Consider the following 17664-nt stretch of genomic DNA (forward strand, 5'->3'; position numbering starts at 1 on the left):
TTGGTTTTATTTTCAATAAGTAAAACTTAAAAGGGGAAAGCGACTTCTGTATTTATGATTGGTTTTGTGTTTAGGGGTTTGTAAATTATCAATCATCTTCAAAAAGCGTCCATAGAGCTTTCCCCTTCCTTTTTACCCGAGAGGGTATTTTTTTTGCCTGAATTTTAAGAAATGTCGTCTGTCCGAAATAATTATCTTTGGGCAATTTTTATATAGAATGATCTCGATAGACAAAATAAATCTCAGCTTTGGCGGTTTCGAACTTTTTAAGGAAATCAGTTTTCTGATCAATCCGAAAGACCGAATTGGTTTAATCGGAAAAAACGGAGCCGGTAAAAGTACTTTACTAAAAATACTTACAGGCAAGAATAATCCTACCAGCGGAGAAGTTACCATTCCAAAAGATACAAGTATTGGTTACCTCCCTCAGGAGATGAACGTTTCGGATACGCAGACATTAAAGGAGGAGGTTAAGCTGGCGTTCGAGAAACTTCTGGATATAGAAAAACAAATTTCGGAACTCAACAACGAAATTGCCAATAGTGAAGACTACCACTCGGAGGGTTACCTGAAAAAGCTGGATCATGTACACGAACTGAACGAGCGCTACCAGCTTTTGGGTGGCGATAACTACGAGGCTGAATTGGAACAAACACTTTTAGGACTCGGTTTTGAACGGACTGATTTTGGTCGGATGACATCGGAATTTAGTGGCGGATGGCGTATGCGTGTTGAGCTTGCCAAACTCCTGTTAAAAAAGCCCGATGTTTTTTTACTCGATGAGCCGACCAACCACCTCGATATTGAATCAATTCAGTGGCTCGAAGATTTTTTAAAAACCTACAGTGGTGCAGTTGTTTTGGTTTCGCACGATAAGGCATTTCTTGATGCAGTGTGTAACCGTACAATAGAAATATCGCTGGGGAAAATTACCGACCAGAAAATGAACTACTCGAAGTTTGTTGACTGGAAAGTTGAGCAACGTGAGATACAACTGGCTGCATATAACAATCAACAAAAGATGATTGAAGATACGGAGCGTTTTATTGAACGTTTCAGATACAAGTCATCGAAAGCAGTTCAGGTACAATCGCGGGTAAAACAGCTGGAAAAACTGGATCGGATTGAGATTGAAGAAGAAGACAATGCCGCTCTGAAAATAAATTTTCCACCGGCACCTCGTTCCGGTCGTGTGGTGGTTGAAGCAAAACATATCAGTAAGTTTTACGATAGTCTGCATGTACTCGACGATATTGACCTTACTGTTGAGAATGGTGAGAAAATAGCTTTTGTAGGCCGAAACGGGGAAGGAAAAACAACCCTAGCCCGGATTATAATGAACGAGCTTGCGCATAACGGGCAGATGAAACTGGGTCACAATGTAAAAATCGGCTATTTTGCGCAAAACCAGGCACAATTATTAAATGGCGAACTTACGGTTTTTGAAACTATCGATGAAATTGCTGTTGGCGATATCCGCACTAAAATCCGTGATATTCTGGCCGCATTTCTATTTCGTGGCGAAGACATCGATAAAAAAGTAAAAGTATTGAGTGGTGGTGAAAAATCGCGTCTGGCCATGATTCGCCTCATGCTGGAACCGGTAAACTTTCTGATTCTGGATGAGCCCACCAACCACCTGGATATGCGATCGAAAGAAATTTTGAAAAATGCGCTGCTAAATTTCACAGGGACAGTACTTGTGGTTTCGCACGACCGTGATTTCCTTGACGGGCTGGTTGATTGCATTTACGAATTCAGAAATAAAAAAGCCAAACAACATCTTGGTGGTATTTTTGATTTTCTGTATCGCAAAAAAATGGAGTCTATGAAAGAACTTGAAGTTAAAAAACAAGTGGCAAAAGCCACGAATGTTGTAACTTCGGATAGTCAAAAGGATGAGCTCTCGTTCGATCAGAAAAAAGAAATTAATCGTACAATTTCGAGGCTGGAGAAAAAAGTACAGCAAACAGAGGAACAGATAGAAAAACTGGAGACAGAAATTGAAGAAATGGACAAGGTTCTTTCGGCTCCTGAGAACATCGATGATCATTCGGTTTTTGAGCAATACGAGCAACTAAAAACAAAACTGGAAGAAACAATGATGGCCTGGGAGGAAGAACACGAAGAATTAGAAAACTGGAAGGCTAAAAAAACATGGTAATGGATAGAAGGAGAAATAAAGGAATAAACAGTGAAGATTTTTTATTTGGTACAAGAGCAGTAATTGAAGCCATTAAAAAAGGAAAAACCATTGATAAAATACTGGTAAAAAAAGGACTTCACAACGAGTTGACAACCGAGCTTACTTCGCTTGCCAAAGAGAATGATATTGCCATTCAATACGTTCCCATTGAAAAGATCAACCGTATAACACGGAAAAATCACCAGGGTGTTCTTGCGTTTGTTTCACCGATTGAATTTGATAATATTGAAAATGTAATTCCTGGTATTTACGAAAAAGGCGAAACTCCTCTCCTACTTGTTCTCGATCAGATTACCGATGTACGAAATTTTGGAGCGATCGCTCGCTCGGCTGAATGTGCCGGTGTTCAGGCTATTGTAATCCCTGAGAAAGGAATGGCACGTATTGGAGCCGATGCCGTAAAAACATCTGCCGGAGCCATTCATAACATTCCCATTTGTAAAACAAACAACCTTTACCACACGGTTCGGTTTCTGCAGGAATCGGGTATACAAATTGTTGCAGCCACCGAAAAAGCAGAAACACTCTTTACTGATGCCGACATGAAAATGCCACTGGCAATAGTGATGGGATCAGAAGATACCGGGATTTCGCCACAAATTTTAAAGCTGGCTGATCAACAATTAAAAATCCCAATCTTAGGAAAGATCGAGTCGCTTAATGTATCGGTTTCAGCAGCTTTAATGGTTTACGAAGCAGTAAGGCAACGTAATTAAGCCTGAACAGGAATAGTTCGCTTAAATGATTCTTCGAGAGAAATAAACGTTTCGGTACTGGCTACACCTTGAATTTTCTGGATACTTCCGCTTAGTATATTTTTCAGGTGCTCGTTATCCTTGGCATAAACCTTAACAAAAATAGCATATGCACCAGTTGTATAGTGGCATTCAACTATTTCCGGGATTTGCTCGAGTCCCTTTACAACTTCGCTGAATAATCCTCCTTTTTCAAGGAAAATTCCAATGTAAGTACACGTTTTAAAATCGACCTTTTTGGGATTTATATGATACCCCGAACCAACAATCACCTCCAGGTCGACCATTCTGTTAACACGTTGGTGTACAGCAGCACGTGATATTCCAACTTCTTTGGCAACATCCTTAAAAGGTATTCTTGCGTTTTTTGTAATAATATCGAGAATTTTCAAATCCCAATCGTCTAAATTATTCCTCAAAGTCATCTTTTAACAATTTTCTACAAAAGTACCAAAAATCTAACATAAATTCAAAGTAAACTGAACTCCCTCACAAATTAGTAACAAAAATTAAAATTTCATTTCTTGACCGACGAAAAACTCAAAATTATTATCAGTTTGTTAATTTATCATCCTAATTTCTTTCAATTTGACATATTCCAAGGCTTCTTAAATGTAGTTTAATAGATTTATGCTGGATTTTTATAAAAACAGACAGCAATAAAAATCCACAGACAGTTAAAAACAGCTTTATTTCAGCACAAAAATTACTCAACAGCGATTGTTATGTTGAGTCCATACTGTGTTGGACAGACTTAAATGTTCGTAACCTTAAAAATTATAAAACATGAAAAATTCAACCAGTTGGTGGTTTTTGTTAGCTCTTTTGGTACTTGTAGCCTTACTCGGTGTAATAATTCCTACCGGAATTGAAACGATTGATGTCTCAAACCTCGATGCCGGCGACACCGCCTGGATGTTAACAGCCACAGGTTTGGTATTGTTAATGACTCCCGGTTTAGCGTTCTTTTACGGAGGTATGATTCAATCGAGAAACATTATTTCTACCATGTTGCAAAGTTTTGTTGCCATGGGTATTGTAAGTGTACTTTGGGTTGTTGTTGGTTTTAGTATTGCCTTTGGTGACAGTATTGGAGGCGAAGGATATGGTCTGTTTGGCAATCCGCTCACCTTCTTTATGTTCAGAGGAGTTGGAGGCGGAACACACCCCGATTTTGCGCCAACATTTCCGTTTGCCGTATTTGCGATGTTCCAGTTAAAATTTGCCATAATCACTCCGGCACTCATTACCGGATCATTTGCAGGAAGAGTGCGTTTTAGAGCCTACATGCTTTTTATGGTATTGTTTATCCTTTTCATTTATGCGCCTCTGGCCCACTGGACCTGGCATCCGAACGGATTCCTGCGCAACTGGGGAGTTCTTGATTTTGCCGGTGGTACTGTTGTTCACATGTCGGCAGGTTTTGCAGCTCTGGCAGGCGCCATGTTTTTAGGAAGAAGAAAAGATGCCAACAAAGAGTTTAAACCAGCAAATATTCCATACATCCTTTTGGGGGCAGGTATGCTTTGGTTTGGCTGGTTTGGTTTTAATGCCGGATCGGCACTGGCAGCCGACTCTGTTGCAGCTGCAGCTTTGGTAAATACAAATACGGCATCGGCAGCAGCCATGTTAACCTGGATCTTTTTTGATGCGGCACAAGGTAAAAAACCATCGGCTGTTGGTGCTGCAATCGGACTGGTTGTAGGATTGGTTGCCATTACTCCGGCTGCCGGTTTTGTAAATGTAGGATCGAGTATTTTTATTGGTGTAATTGCAGCAATTATCAGTAACTACGCCATTACGCTTCGTACAAAATCGAAACTGGATGATACGCTTGATGTATTTCCTGCGCACGGAATGGGAGGTATAACAGGTATGTTGTTTACAGCTGTTTTTGCCAACGAAGTGGGTCTGATTCACGGGGAAATAACTACTTTCCTTTATCATCTGTTGGCCCTGGTAATTGTTGGCGTTTTCACATTTGGCGGATCCATGTTAATGTATAAAATCACAGATATGATTGTTCCTTTACGTATTTCTCCACACGGAGAGAAAGTCGGTTTGGATATCAGCCAGCACGACGAATCATATAATTTTGTCTACTCAGAAGAATAAGAAAATACAACGCATAAAAAAGGCCGGTAAAAACCGGCCTTTTTTATTTTATAGGAACTTGTCGTTTAAAATCCATTTCAAGCGATATGAACGTTTCCGTTCGCGCAATTCCTTCAATATCCTGCAGTTGTTCATCGATCAAACGTTTCAAATGTTTATTCGTTTTGGTTTGAATCTTCACAAAAATAGCATAAGCGCCTGTAGTGTAGTGACACTCAATTATTTCAGGAATATTTCTCAATGCTTCGGCTACCTGAGTGTGGTACTTGGCCTTATCGAGGTAAATACCCATATAAGCACAAGTGTTGTAACCTAATTTCTGAGGGCTCACCACAAATTCACTTCCATGAACAACACCAATATTCAGCAGGCGCTGAACACGTTGATGAATAGCTGCTCCTGAAACACCACATTCGCGGGCAACTTCTAAAAAGGGAATTCGGGCATTTTTTGTAATGAGCTTTAATATCTTTTCATCCAGCTCATCTATCTCGGCCGGTTTTTCTTCTAAATATTCATTCGACTTCATGTTTCAAATCTTCTGAGTTAGTTTCAAATTATAGAACAAATGTAGGCAAAAATCACAATTTCTAATCTGAGATGCTAAAAAACATATAAATGCTTACAATATGTAAGTTACAGATTTTTTGAAAGATAACAATCTATTGTTGATTTTTTCAAGATCGTTTTATTAATTTTTCCAGATCTGCTCCTGTTGGTTCCTGGAATACGCGTAACTCAAATTCGGGAATTACAGCAAAAATATGATCAAAAATATCGGCCTGAATAGCTTCGTAATTCGCCCACGCCTGATCGTTGCTGAACACATAAATTTCGATGGGCAAACCCTTACCTACCGGTGCCAACTGACGCACCAAAAAAGTAAGGTCTTGTTTTATTTTCGGATGCTGGCGTAAATACACTTCCAAATACTTTCGGAAAATACCAACATTGGTCTGATGACGACCACTGATAAAATCTTCATCGGTCAGGTTTTTACCTTTGTTGTATTCTTTTAACTCCTGCTCCTTTTCTCTGACATAACCACGTATAAGGTCGAACTTTTCGAACCGTTCCAACATGGCGGCGTCGCAGAATTTAATGGTATTTGTATCGATGGCTACCGAGCGTTTAATACGACGGCCTCCCGATTCTTCCATTCCTTTCCAGTTATAAAACGACTCTGACACCAGGGCGTAAGTAGGAATGGTTGTTATGGTTTTATCCCAGTTCTGAACTTTTACGGTGTTCAGCGTGATATCGATTACGGTTCCGTCGGCACGATGACTGTCCATCTGAATCCAGTCGCCAATTTTTACCATATCGTTTGCCGACAACTGTATCGACGCCACAAAACCAAGAATCGTATCGCGAAACACCAACAACAGTACAGCCGCCATTGCACCAAGCCCGGCCAGCAACACCGTCGGATCCTTTTCAAGCAAAACGGAGATTACCAGAATACCGGCCATAAAGAATACAAAAATCTTTACCAGTTGCACGTAACCTTTTATCGAGCGGTGATGTGCGTATTCTGTGGTATTGTAAATTTCGAGCCCGGCATTTAAAATGGCATTGGTTACATAAACTATTATGACCGTAAAATACAGTCGCGACATTTTTAACAAAACGGTTGCCAGCCCCCAATAATAATCCTGTGATAAAGTTTTATATACTTCCGGATCGAGCTCGCTAACCTCGGTATGAATATTTGGATAGGAGAAATCAGCCGTATAAAACAAAATAAAAGCAGGAACCAGGTGCGCCAGGCCCATAAAAACTTTGTTTCTCACCAGAATATCATCCCACTCGGTTTTTGTGCGCGCCGCAATTCGCTGAACGATCTTTAAAAATATTTTACGGGTTACAAAATGGGCGAACCAGGCTACAAAAACAATAAGTAATATACATGTAAAAGCCGCTGTTGGCTTTACCAGAAATTCAGTAAGCCCTAAACTACGAAGATGTTCCAGCAGGTAGCTGTAAATAATATTCATTCTTAAAAATGTTTAATTCGTTAATCCTTAACAAAACAATCATTTACGAATCACCTCTCTACAAAGCACCATAACTCACCTAAATGTCAAATAGTTACAAAAGAATTTCTTTTCAACTAATCATCGAATAAGGGAGTATAGAATTTGTTTAAAGAAAAGTTGTTGCATTCGTCATAGTTTGATTTTTTGCTAATGCTTATTTCCATCAAAAATAATAAACGAACATAAAATGAAGTTGAAGTTTTCTTTTATTCTTTTCATACTCCCGATTTTTACGATTGCACAAACCGATTTTAACGCCTATTTCAAAAATAAAACATTACGTTTCGACTTTCTTTTGGGTGGCAACAGCAAAGAAGTTGTTGTTTATCCGCAACAGATGAAACAGGAACCGTTTTGGGGTGGATCGAAAACAAACCTCATCGACGTGTTTAACTACGGAAGTTACCGTTACCGCGTTTTCGATGTAAAATCGGACAGCCTGATTTACAGCAAAGGTTTTAGCACGCTTTTCCAGGAGTGGCAAACCACTGCCGACGCCAAAACAAACAATAAAACGTTTTATCAGGCAGCACTTATTCCCTATCCAAAGCACAATGTTCGTTTAGAAATTGATGCCCGCCAGTGGGACGGAACCTTTAAAACGATTTATACCACCGATATTGATCCGAAAGATTATTTTATTTTGAAAGAAGATAAACCCGATTTTGAAACCAAAGACATTGTTAACAACGGCGATCCGGCAAAAAAAGTAGATATTGTTATTCTGGCTGAAGGTTACACCGCTGCCGAAATGGAAGATTTTTATGCTGATGCTGCAAAAGTTTCGGGGTATTTATTCGACACCGAACCTTTTAAATCGGAGAAAGCCAACTTTAATGTGCATGCTGTTTTTGCTCCTTCAGCAGATTCAGGCACCGACGTTCCGGGCGAACACATATACAAAAACACTTATTTTAATACCAGCTATTACACCTTCGATTTGCCGCGCTACCTTACCACTGCCGATATGAAAACGGTTTACGATGCTGCGGCCAGCGTTCCTTACGATCAGATTTATGTGCTGGTAAATACCGAACGTTACGGTGGCGGCGGTTTTTACAATTTTGTTACCGTTTGCACGGCCGACAATGAACTGACACCAAAAATTATCGTTCACGAATTCGGCCATGGATTTGGTGGACTGGGCGACGAATATTACAACTCGGCGGTGGCGTACGAAGATTTCTACAACCTTGAAATTGAACCCTGGGAACCCAACATTACTACTTTGGTTGATTTTGATAAGAAATGGAAAAATATGATCGACGCGGACACGCCGGTTCCAACTCCACGAAAAGCCAAATACAATAATACTGTTGGCGTGTACGAAGGAGGTGGTTACATGGCTAAAGGAATTTACAGCCCGCATATCGACTGCCGAATGAACACCAACGAAGCCGAAGGTTTTTGCCCGGTGTGCCAGGAAGCCATTCGGAAAGTTATTCGCTTTTATTCGGAATAAAAAAAAGCGGATGAGCAATCAACTCATCCGCTTTTTTACTTATCTGCTCTTATCGTTATTCTTTCTTTTTCAAAAGTTTCGAAGTAACTACATAAGCTACAATTAAACCAACTCCTCCGAGAACCAGGATTGCGGTAAAGAAAGCAACTACTTCGTCAATTGCTCTTGATAGAATAAATCCGGCAACTACGCCTAATCCTACTGCAATTAAAAAGATTCCCCACTTAACAAGTGATAACTGCGAACATTCTCCTTTAAATATTCCGGCATCAAGTCCTTTTTCAACTAAGGCCAGGCGCTCTTTTGTACGTGTTGTCCAGTATACGTATAAGATGGCGAAGATTGCCAGAAAAAAACCGATTGGTACAAATAATCCTTCCATAATATTAATTTTTAATTTGTTTTTTATTTTGTTTTCGCTCTTTTGACGCGACATTGTTTTGGCGGTTACAACTTTTCTGATTTTTTTCTTGCTGATGAGAATTTTCTCTCAGGTTTCGCAGATAAACGCGGATTTTAATACTATAGGAAGACAGAGTAGAAATCATCTATTTATATACGCCTCCTTTATTATTAATTGAATTTGCGATAGCAGCGTAATCCGCGTGAAACAATAAATTCCCTCTCAAAAAACTAATGATTTCTATTGTGCCTATTGTGGTGAAAAGGCTTTATCTGTGTAACCTGCGCCATCTGCGAGAAACTTTTTCTTTGTAACTTGTAACCTGTAATTCATTATTACGTCAAAAGAGCGAATGGAGCAAAAAGATGACATCTATTACATAGAAAAAGTAAAGGCCGGACAGACCAATTACTTTTCGTATATCGTTGAACGATACCAGGATATTGTCTTTTCCATTGCAATGAAAGTTCTTAAAAATCGTGAAGACGCCGAGGAAATGGCACAGGAAAGTTTTATAAAAGCTTACAAATCGTTGCACACTTTTAAAGGAAATGCAAAGTTTTCGACCTGGCTTTACAGAATTACGTATAACAATTGTATTTCGGAAGTCAGGAAACGAAAAATGCATTTTGCATCGACCGACGATGTGCAAATTGCCGACGAAGCCGAAGAAATGAACCTGGATGGAATTCCGGAAGAAAACAGAGCACAGGCCATTAAAGCCGCCATGGATAAACTTCCGGAAGATGAATATACACTGATACTTTTGTATTATTTCGAGGAACAGTCGATCGAGGAGATCAGCAAAGTGACAAAACTATCGGAGAGCAATACAAAAGTGAAGCTTTTCAGAGCCCGTAAAAAGCTCTATACTATTTTAAATGAATTAATGAAGGATGAATTATACACTATATTATGAACGAGCTGGAAGACATAAAATTAAAAGCATTTCTGCAGAATATGGAACTGGAAAAACCGGGTTCTGATTTTACAGTGCAGGTAATGAACAAGATTTTTGAGGAAGATAGTGCACTCGAACAAATTAAATCGCAAAAGATACTTGGAAAAGGTTTCTGGATTATTTCGATACTTTTTGTGGTGTTACTGGCTGCCATTTTCGTTGTAAGCAACACCGGTATGCAGGCCGACAGCCAAATAGGTCAATTATTACCAGAGGCAGGACAAGGATTAACCGAAGGCTACGATTCGTTCTTCAGTAAATTAGGAACATTACCGTTAAGCATTGCCGGAATTACGATTGCCGTTTCGGTTTTAATATTTATCGACAAAATTATAGCCTCGAACAGTAAAATTTTTGCTTAAAAAGCGACAAAGATATTGATTGACAGTCCCGGCTGAATAGTCGGGATTTTTTATTCGTATTGTTTTAATAGTCCTAACATTATTAAATACTGAGCAGCAATGTAGCTTGTCATTATTAGCAAACCTTCATAAGGAATTTCAACAAGAAAACGATTTACAGCAATCATCGAATCGGATACAACAAAAAGTACCGAGCCGGCAAAGACCAGGCTGAAACTAATGGGATGCCCGTTTCCAAAACGGTTCAGGGCCATTGCCGACATTGATAAAATGGCTACCATATACACAAAAATGGCAATTCGAAGCATGTTGTCGAGGTGCGGAAAAAGTATAATATAGACGATCAATCCGAAAGCCATGTATGGAATCAGCCACATCGGCTTTTTCTTTAAAAAGGGCATCTTACCGGAGAGATCGATGGTGCGCAGAAATAAAAATATGTATACAATCTGGGCAATTAAAAATGACGCAATACCCAACACAAAAAACGTAAATTCGGCGGCAAACATCATCAGCAAGTCGCCAATCCACGAGAATAAAAATCCAGTCAGTGCCAGTTTTACTACCTTTTTATCGATATTTTTTGAATGGATAAGAAAATACCCGGCAATCCAGATCAGAATAAGAGGTTTTGCAATGTGGTCGATTTGCGGATCATGCAAATACTCTCCAACCAAATCAGCAATAACGATAACAACAAAAACGAGGTGAAGAAGTAACTTTTTCATCGATCATTGTTTGAGGTAAAAATAAGATTTATCGGGTAAAAATGAAACCAAACCTAAAAACAAGCTTCCTCCATCAAAAACCTGCTGACGTATTCTTCCACTCCTGCTTCCAGTTCAACAAACGGTTTTTTGTAACCTACATCGCGCAGTTTTTGCATTTCGGCCTCTGTAAAATACTGGTACCTTCCGCGTAAATCAACTGGTGTATCAATAAACGAAATATCAGGATTTAATTTCATACTGTTAAAAACAGCAGTCGTCAGATCGAGGAAAGAACGCGCTTTTCCGGTACCAACATTGTAAATGCCTGAGTTATCCTGGTTTTCCATAAAAAACATCATCACATCGGCAATGTCTTCCACGTAAATAAAATCGCGGCTTTGCTCGCCATCTTTATAGGCTTTATGGTGCGAGCGGAACAATTGCATGTGTCCGGTTTCTTTTATGGTTTTGTAAGCATGCAAAACCACCGATGCCATTCGTCCTTTATGGTATTCGTTTGGCCCGTAAACGTTAAAAAATTTCATACCTGCCCAAAAAGGCGGCGTACGAAACTGTTTTAATGCCCACACATCAAAATCGTGCTTCGACCAACCATATAGGTTAAGCGGGCGTAAATCCTGAATCTTTTTATGTTCGTCTGAAAAACCTTCTTCTCCGTTACCATAGGTGGCAGCAGACGATGCGTATAACAACGGCACCTGAATTTCGGAACAGATGTTCCACAGACGTTGCGAATAAATTAAATTGAGTTGCTGATAGAGTTCTGGCTCCTGCCCTACGGTATCGGTTCGTGCACCCAAGTGAAAAATAAAATCCACTTCCTGTGCATTTTTAATCAGCCATTTGAAAAACTCGTCGCGATCGATAAACTGCCGGTACTCTTTTTTCAACAAATTTAAATCCTTCCACGGATCATCAAATTTGTCTACCAATACCAGGTCTTTATACCCTGCTTCATTAAGTTTTCCTACTAAATAACTACCGATAAATCCGGCTGCTCCTGTTACAACTATCATGTTAACGCGGTTTCGTTTGGTACAGCAAAAAACTCTGTTTTCTGAAATTGTGGCTTTTGTTATAGTAAACTAACCACGGTGCTTTTTATTGTACGCTGCGCAAAATAAATTTAACTTTTTTGAATTGCCAAAGAATTCTATAAAAACAGATGCAACAGAAGCCAATTTGGTTGCTTTACTGATGTTTCTATCAGACAATTCGCGCCGAATCCATACGTGCCGCTTGTGTTTTGGGACAAAAAGCCTTCAAAACATAATGTTACTTCATCAAATGCAACTTTAGTAAAAAAGAAACCGCTATATAAATTATATGAATTTGAAGCTTTATGATTTTCAGGATACGGGAACCTGTATAAATTTTAATATGCCAATCAATGCTTCTTTTAGGTTTACAAGTGCCAACGGAATATTCCATTTTGCCGAATCACGGGGTTCAACATAATTCGATATGGAGCGAATCTGGTAACAACTTACGCCCATCCAGTTACAAACATAAAATACCGCTGCTCCTTCCATCGACTCCACATGAGCCGTAAATTTTTCGCGCATTTCAGCAATACTCGTATCGCGTCCGAAACTTTTATTCGTTGTTACCCCTTTTACCTTTTTCAGATTGATCCAATCGGCAGAATCGCTTGCTTTTAGCAGTCCATTCTGAAACGGAAAATCATTTACACCAATATATCCCGATTCGAAGAGTGTAAGAAATTCATGCTGTTTTTCAATTCCCAGGTCGGCAAATTCTTCGCTAACTACATTAACCACCTCGCCAATCTTTAACTCCTGTATTAAACTTCCGGCCAATCCGATATTAATTACCCTATCATACTTTTTCTCGCGAAGAGCGTTGGTTAAGTGAAATGTGGTAAACGAGCTTCCAATACCCGATATCAAGATATCGATGTTTAATCCTGCTAATCGATAGGATTTTACAAAGTGACTCTCTTCCTCTACTTTCTCCAGCTCATCAACAATCAATTTTATTTCCATTGTAGTAGCTGCTACAATCAAAATCTCCATACACTTTATGTTTGAATTTTCCGTTTCCTATAATTCTTATACGATGTCCACTGTAATACTAATTCTGTATTTCATACTTGCTTATGTAGCAAGTTCTCTTCTCGGTGCTTTTCAAATCCACTTATTCATTCATACTGTTTTTATAAAAAAAAGTTAATCTTTGTAACGATTAAAATTTTAACAAAAATGTGTTCATTAAAGAATAACGACTCAAACGGATACCAAAGAACCGACCGGTATAACGAGAAAGCTACTGAACAACTTTCAAACCATTACAAAGAAATTTTAGAGATTGTTGGTGAAGATCCTTCGCGCGAAGGCCTCGACAAAACACCGGAGCGCGTTGCCAAAGCCATGCAGTTTTTACTGCAGGGTTACCAGATGGATCCGGTTGAGATTCTTCAATCGGCAATGTTTAAAGAGGACTACCGGCAGATGGTTATCGTTAAGGATATTGAGATTTATTCGATGTGCGAACACCACATGCTTCCGTTTATCGGGAAAGCGCATGTTGCTTATATTCCTAATGGAACCATTACAGGATTAAGTAAAATTGCCCGCGTTGTTGATGTATTTGCCCGCCGATTACAGGTGCAGGAACGTTTAACAACACAAATAAAAGACTGTATTCAGGACACCTTAAAACCGCTGGGAGTTGCCGTTGTTATCGAAGCACAACACCTTTGTATGCAAATGCGCGGCGTACAAAAACAACATTCCATTACAACAACCTCTGATTTTACAGGTGCTTTCGAAAAAGTTGCTACACGCGAAGAATTTATAAAACTGATCAGTACAAAACTGAGTTAAAACTAAAGAAACTCAATACAAACCGGTGCAGGCAATTGAATTTGTTTCCCGCTAAATTCAGGCATTCCTGTTTCCGCATTCATTTTAAACACGGTAATGTTATGACTACGCTGATTGGCCACTAACATCCATTTACCATCGGGTGTTATTCCAAAATTTCGCGGCCAGTCGCCTTCCACCGGAACCGTTCCTAAAAATGTTAGTTTCTGGTCGGGATTCACTTTAAAAACAGCAATTGAATTGTGCCCCCTGTTGGAACCGTATAAATACTGTCCGTCTTTCGAAAAATGGATATCGGCGCAGTAACTTTCACCGTCAAAATCTTTAGGCAGTGTTGATATGTTTTGGAATATCGACCAGCTGTCATCTACTTTCCGAATACACGAAACAGTTGAATTCAACTCGTTTATCACATAAATTACTTTTTCGGTTGGATGAAAAACAAAATGTCTTGGTCCGGAACCGGCTGGCAATTTTACAAATTCCTGCTCGTAACGCCCCAGGTTGCCATCCTCGAAATGAAAAATGTTTAACTGGTCGGTACCCAAATCGGCACTAAAGATGCTCGGTTCTGTTGCTGCGAATTTAATCGAATGGGCATGTGGTTGCGTCTGGTTTGGATGCACACTTTTACCGGTATTCCGAATCGTTGTCAAAGCTTTGTCAATACTTCCATCTTCCTTAACCGGGTACACAGAAGTTGTTCCGCCACCATAAGTTGCTATTGCCACATATTTTCTATCGGGTGAAACATCAATATGGCAAGGACCGCTTCCGTGTGAAACCTGTTTATTTAAAAAGTGGAGTCCACCCCACTCATCGAGTTTGTAGGCAACTACATAACCACCCGACGGTTCAACCTCAGGAGTAGTTCGCGATACCGTGTACAAAAATTGCTTATCAGGGCTTAATCGTAAAAAAGACGGATTATCAATCCCCTTAAAAGTTGTCAGCAATTCTATCGCTCCGGTTTCGGTGTTCAAACTGCAATAATTTATTCCTTCACTTCCTTCAGAAGTAAAAGTTCCAACATAAAAAAGCTGCTTTTCCTGTGCACTTCCGGTAGCAACAATCAGAAAAATTAAAAGGCAACTAAACAAAATATTACGTAACATATTTGTATATTTAATGAACGCTAAAATTAAAAATTATGAAAAAACCTGTAATAGCTGCAAAAGCACCAAAAGCACTTACTCTTGAACCCGGCACCTATTATTGGTGCGCTTGCGGAAAAAGTAAAAACCAACCTTTCTGCGACGGTTCTCACCAGGGATCGGAATTTACGCCACTACCTTTCAACATTGAAGAGAAAAAGGAAGTTTGGCTCTGCCAGTGCAAGCACTCGAACAATAAACCATTTTGCGACGGTACACACCGGACACTTTAGCAAAAACTAAACTTTCGTAAAATCGTCTTTTGAAGCGTTACAAAGAGGACATTTCCAATCATCCGGCACATCTTCAAAAGGCGTTCCCGGGGGAATTCCCATCGATGGATCTCCCTCATCCGGATCATACTGAAATCCACAAATATTGCAGGAATAAATTCCGTCGGCACTTTTGGTGTGCTCGTGTTTTTCTTCCTCTACTTCTTCGTATATAACCGGCTCCGGTTCATCCTCCAATTTGTCTTTATCGATGTAGGTCGGTGCATTTTTCGGAGAAAGCATTTTATATTTTGCATGGTAATAAGCGTATGTAAGCGGCTCTTCGTCCGACAGTTTATCACCATCAACAACTTCTGCAATAATTAAAAGGTGCGATCCCACATCGCTGTAATCCAATACTTCACAATCAAACCAGGCAACCGATGAGTCAACAACAATTGGTGCTCCGGTTTTTGCCACAATGGTTTCAACCCCCTGAAACTTATCAATATCAGCTCCCGACATAAAACCAAACTTTCCTATCAACGAGGTATCAACCTCTTTTTTCAGCACGGAAATTGAGAATTTTTTACTGTCGATTATCTTCTGCGCCGAGTGGTTGTTTTTATGGCAGCTAATTGCAATTTTTGAAGGATTAGCCGTTATCTGAAAGGCAGTATTGGCAATGTAACCATACTTTTTACCATCGATTTCGGTCGCAATAACATAAAGGCCATATGTAAGTTTATGAAAGGCGGAAAAATTCATAGATGTTATTTTTTGAGATTCATTTGTCTAAATGTAACAATACATTTTAAAACTACCGGGGTGTATGCGCGATTATTTTTCGCCGTTTGTAATTCATAATAACATTAAACCGATGATAAACGAAAGGTCAATATATTGAACGTTAGAATCGAGAGAATCGTGACAATTCATTTATTTTTGGGAATAACTGCTTTTAATTCCAAAATTTGGACATATTTTTTGTGTAATTCTTACATTTCACTATTTTTAATCCTTCTAAATACAAGAAAATGGCCAACCAAAAAATCAAAACCCAATACAAAGTATTTATCGTTGAAGATAATGTACTTTATGCAAGGGTCTTAAAAAAACAACTTCTCGATGATAATTTACAAGTTAAAGTATTCCACAACGGAACCGACTTCATAAACGCAATGGGTGAAAAACCCGACGTTGTAACGCTCGACTATACGCTTCCTGACATGACAGGAAAAGAGGTCTTAGCTAAAATTCAGGACAAAATCCCTAATACACATGTCATTGTAATTTCGGCGCAAGACAACATTTCCACAGCTATTGAGCTTATGAAAAACGGGGCTTACGATTATATTATGAAAGCCCCCGACACCAGGGAAAAACTTAGTCATATTATCAAGAATATTTATAAAACTGATCAGCTTAAAACCGAAAACACCAACCTGAAGGAGGCGGTTAAAGAGAAATACAATTTCAAGAGTTTGATAAAAGGAAACAGCCGCGAAATTGAACATGTTTTCGAGCTGATGAACAAAGCTACCCAGACCAATATTTCGGTTTCAATTTCGGGAGAGACCGGTACCGGTAAGGAACTCGTGGCAAAGGGCATCCATTATAATTCGAAACGCAGTGCAAAACCGTTTGTGGCGGTAAACGTTTCGGCTATTCCCGACGGTTTAATTGAAAGCGAACTTTTCGGGCATGAAAAAGGAGCATTTACAGGAGCAGATTTTCAAAAGATCGGAAAATTTGAAATGGCCAACGGCGGAACACTCTTCCTTGATGAAATTGCTGATTTAAACCTAAACCTGCAAGCGAAGTTACTGCGTGTTTTACAGGAACGCGAACTGGTAAGATTGGGTGGTCACGATAATATTCAGCTGGACGTCAGGATTATAACCGCAACACATAAAAACCTTGCTACTTTGTCGGCTGAGGATAAATTCAGACAAGACCTTTATTATCGTTTACTGGGTCTGCCAATTGAAATTCCGCCATTGCGCCAACGTGGCAACGACAAAATTTTACTGGCAAAGTTTTTTGTCGATGAATTTTGCCGCGATAACGATATGGAACAGAAAACATTATCATCTGAAGCAAAACAGATGTTGTCGAATTATCATTATCCGGGAAATATACGTGAGCTGAAAGCAATTATGGAATTGGCTTGTGTAATGTGCAGCCGCGATGTGATAAAACCAAGTCACCTGAATATGAACGTTGACGAAAGTGTACAAAACCTGCTTGCCCAGGAAAAAACACTGGAAGAATACAACAACGAAATCGTAAAATTCTTTTTGAATAAATACAATCAGAATGTTCGTCTGGTAGCATCAAAATTAGGAATCGGTAAATCGACGATCTACCGAATGCTGCAAAAACACATGAATTAATCTGAGTATTAAAGCATAAAAA

Annotated in this window: 18 protein-coding genes; 9 read left to right on the plus strand and 9 right to left on the minus strand. The window is 39.3% G+C overall.

The features are described from left to right. The first annotated feature begins 217 nt into the window (after nucleotides 1-217). Together SLH46_RS18425 and rlmB are read left to right on the plus strand one after the other, a co-directional pair. The gene (locus tag SLH46_RS18425; RefSeq protein WP_320282689.1) at nucleotides 218-2164 is read left to right on the plus strand and encodes an ABC-F family ATP-binding cassette domain-containing protein; all 1947 of its coding nucleotides are present in this window, start codon (nucleotides 218-220) and stop codon (nucleotides 2162-2164) included. Then, the gene (gene rlmB / locus SLH46_RS18430) at nucleotides 2164-2922 is read left to right on the plus strand and encodes a 23S rRNA (guanosine(2251)-2'-O)-methyltransferase RlmB (protein WP_320282690.1); all 759 of its coding nucleotides are present in this window, start codon (nucleotides 2164-2166) and stop codon (nucleotides 2920-2922) included. Before SLH46_RS18425 ends, rlmB begins: the two co-directional genes overlap by 1 nt. Here rlmB and SLH46_RS18435 read toward each other — a convergent pair. Then, on the minus strand, nucleotides 2919-3380 hold the full coding sequence (locus SLH46_RS18435) for an Lrp/AsnC family transcriptional regulator (RefSeq protein WP_320282691.1): 462 nt from the start codon (nucleotides 3378-3380) through the stop codon (nucleotides 2919-2921). The genes rlmB and SLH46_RS18435 overlap by 4 nt on opposite strands. 367 nt (nucleotides 3381-3747) lie before the next feature. Here SLH46_RS18435 and SLH46_RS18440 point away from each other — a divergent pair, with 367 nt between their 5' ends. Then, a complete protein-coding gene (locus tag SLH46_RS18440; protein ID WP_320282692.1) occupies nucleotides 3748-5076 on the plus strand; it encodes an ammonium transporter in 1329 nt (442 codons plus the stop codon). Between the two features lie 43 nt (nucleotides 5077-5119). Here SLH46_RS18440 and SLH46_RS18445 read toward each other — a convergent pair whose 3' ends face one another. Both SLH46_RS18445 and SLH46_RS18450 read right to left on the minus strand, forming a co-directional pair. After that, nucleotides 5120-5605: an Lrp/AsnC family transcriptional regulator gene (locus tag SLH46_RS18445; protein ID WP_320282693.1), complete on the minus strand. Its 486-nt coding sequence runs from the start codon at nucleotides 5603-5605 to the stop codon at nucleotides 5120-5122. A 148-nt stretch (nucleotides 5606-5753) separates the two neighbouring features. Then, nucleotides 5754-7073 (minus strand): mechanosensitive ion channel family protein, encoded by a 1320-nt coding sequence (locus tag SLH46_RS18450; RefSeq protein ID WP_320282694.1) that lies wholly within the window; start codon nucleotides 7071-7073, stop codon nucleotides 5754-5756. Between the two features lie 229 nt (nucleotides 7074-7302). Here SLH46_RS18450 and SLH46_RS18455 point away from each other — a divergent pair, with 229 nt between their 5' ends. Next, on the plus strand, nucleotides 7303-8577 hold the full coding sequence (locus SLH46_RS18455; RefSeq protein ID WP_320282695.1) for a M64 family metallopeptidase: 1275 nt from the start codon (nucleotides 7303-7305) through the stop codon (nucleotides 8575-8577). 55 nt (nucleotides 8578-8632) lie between these two features. Here the strand turns inward: SLH46_RS18455 and SLH46_RS18460 are convergent, their stop codons facing one another. After that, nucleotides 8633-8959: a DUF6249 domain-containing protein gene (locus SLH46_RS18460; protein ID WP_320282696.1), complete on the minus strand. Its 327-nt coding sequence runs from the start codon at nucleotides 8957-8959 to the stop codon at nucleotides 8633-8635. A gap of 373 nt (nucleotides 8960-9332) precedes the next feature. Between SLH46_RS18460 and SLH46_RS18465 the strand changes: the two genes are divergently transcribed. Together SLH46_RS18465 and SLH46_RS18470 are read left to right on the plus strand one after the other, a co-directional pair. Next, on the plus strand, nucleotides 9333-9899 hold the full coding sequence (locus SLH46_RS18465) for an RNA polymerase sigma factor (RefSeq protein ID WP_320282697.1): 567 nt from the start codon (nucleotides 9333-9335) through the stop codon (nucleotides 9897-9899). Next, entirely contained in the window at nucleotides 9896-10303 is a 408-nt protein-coding gene (locus SLH46_RS18470; RefSeq protein ID WP_320282698.1) for a hypothetical protein, read from the plus strand. The genes SLH46_RS18465 and SLH46_RS18470 overlap by 4 nt, the downstream gene beginning before the upstream one ends. Nucleotides 10304-10353: 50 nt before the next feature. Here the strand turns inward: SLH46_RS18470 and SLH46_RS18475 are convergent, their stop codons facing one another. From SLH46_RS18475 to mqnB, 3 genes are all read right to left on the minus strand, one after another. Further along, nucleotides 10354-11031: a lysoplasmalogenase gene (locus tag SLH46_RS18475; RefSeq protein ID WP_320282699.1), complete on the minus strand. Its 678-nt coding sequence runs from the start codon at nucleotides 11029-11031 to the stop codon at nucleotides 10354-10356. 53 nt (nucleotides 11032-11084) lie between these two features. Beyond that, nucleotides 11085-12050 carry an ADP-glyceromanno-heptose 6-epimerase gene (gene rfaD, locus SLH46_RS18480; protein ID WP_320282700.1) on the minus strand — a complete coding sequence of 322 codons (966 nt, stop codon included), beginning with the start codon at nucleotides 12048-12050 and terminating at the stop codon, nucleotides 11085-11087. Nucleotides 12051-12383: 333 nt separating this feature from the next. Further along, nucleotides 12384-13070 (minus strand): futalosine hydrolase, encoded by a 687-nt coding sequence (gene mqnB, locus SLH46_RS18485; RefSeq protein ID WP_320282701.1) that lies wholly within the window; start codon nucleotides 13068-13070, stop codon nucleotides 12384-12386. Nucleotides 13071-13256: 186 nt separating this feature from the next. Between mqnB and folE the strand changes: the two genes are divergently transcribed. Continuing rightward, a complete protein-coding gene (gene folE / locus SLH46_RS18490) occupies nucleotides 13257-13880 on the plus strand; it encodes a GTP cyclohydrolase I FolE (RefSeq protein WP_320282702.1) in 624 nt (207 codons plus the stop codon). Nucleotides 13881-13882: 2 nt separating this feature from the next. Here the strand turns inward: folE and SLH46_RS18495 are convergent, their stop codons facing one another. After that, nucleotides 13883-14995 (minus strand): lactonase family protein, encoded by a 1113-nt coding sequence (locus SLH46_RS18495; RefSeq protein ID WP_320282703.1) that lies wholly within the window; start codon nucleotides 14993-14995, stop codon nucleotides 13883-13885. A gap of 35 nt (nucleotides 14996-15030) precedes the next feature. On the opposite strand from SLH46_RS18495, the gene SLH46_RS18500 reads away from it, so the two are divergent. Continuing rightward, a complete protein-coding gene (locus SLH46_RS18500; RefSeq protein WP_320282704.1) occupies nucleotides 15031-15267 on the plus strand; it encodes a CDGSH iron-sulfur domain-containing protein in 237 nt (78 codons plus the stop codon). A gap of 6 nt (nucleotides 15268-15273) precedes the next feature. Here the strand turns inward: SLH46_RS18500 and SLH46_RS18505 are convergent, their stop codons facing one another. After that, nucleotides 15274-16014, minus strand: a complete 741-nt coding sequence (locus tag SLH46_RS18505; protein WP_320282705.1) for a flavin reductase — start codon at nucleotides 16012-16014, stop codon at nucleotides 15274-15276. A 269-nt stretch (nucleotides 16015-16283) separates the two neighbouring features. On the opposite strand from SLH46_RS18505, the gene SLH46_RS18510 reads away from it, so the two are divergent. Beyond that, the gene (locus SLH46_RS18510; RefSeq protein ID WP_320282706.1) at nucleotides 16284-17642 is read left to right on the plus strand and encodes a sigma-54-dependent transcriptional regulator; all 1359 of its coding nucleotides are present in this window, start codon (nucleotides 16284-16286) and stop codon (nucleotides 17640-17642) included. Nucleotides 17643-17664: the final 22 nt, after the last annotated feature.

The organism is Draconibacterium sp. IB214405 (genome assembly GCF_033963885.1).
Taxonomy (GTDB): Bacteria; Bacteroidota; Bacteroidia; order Bacteroidales; family Prolixibacteraceae; genus Draconibacterium.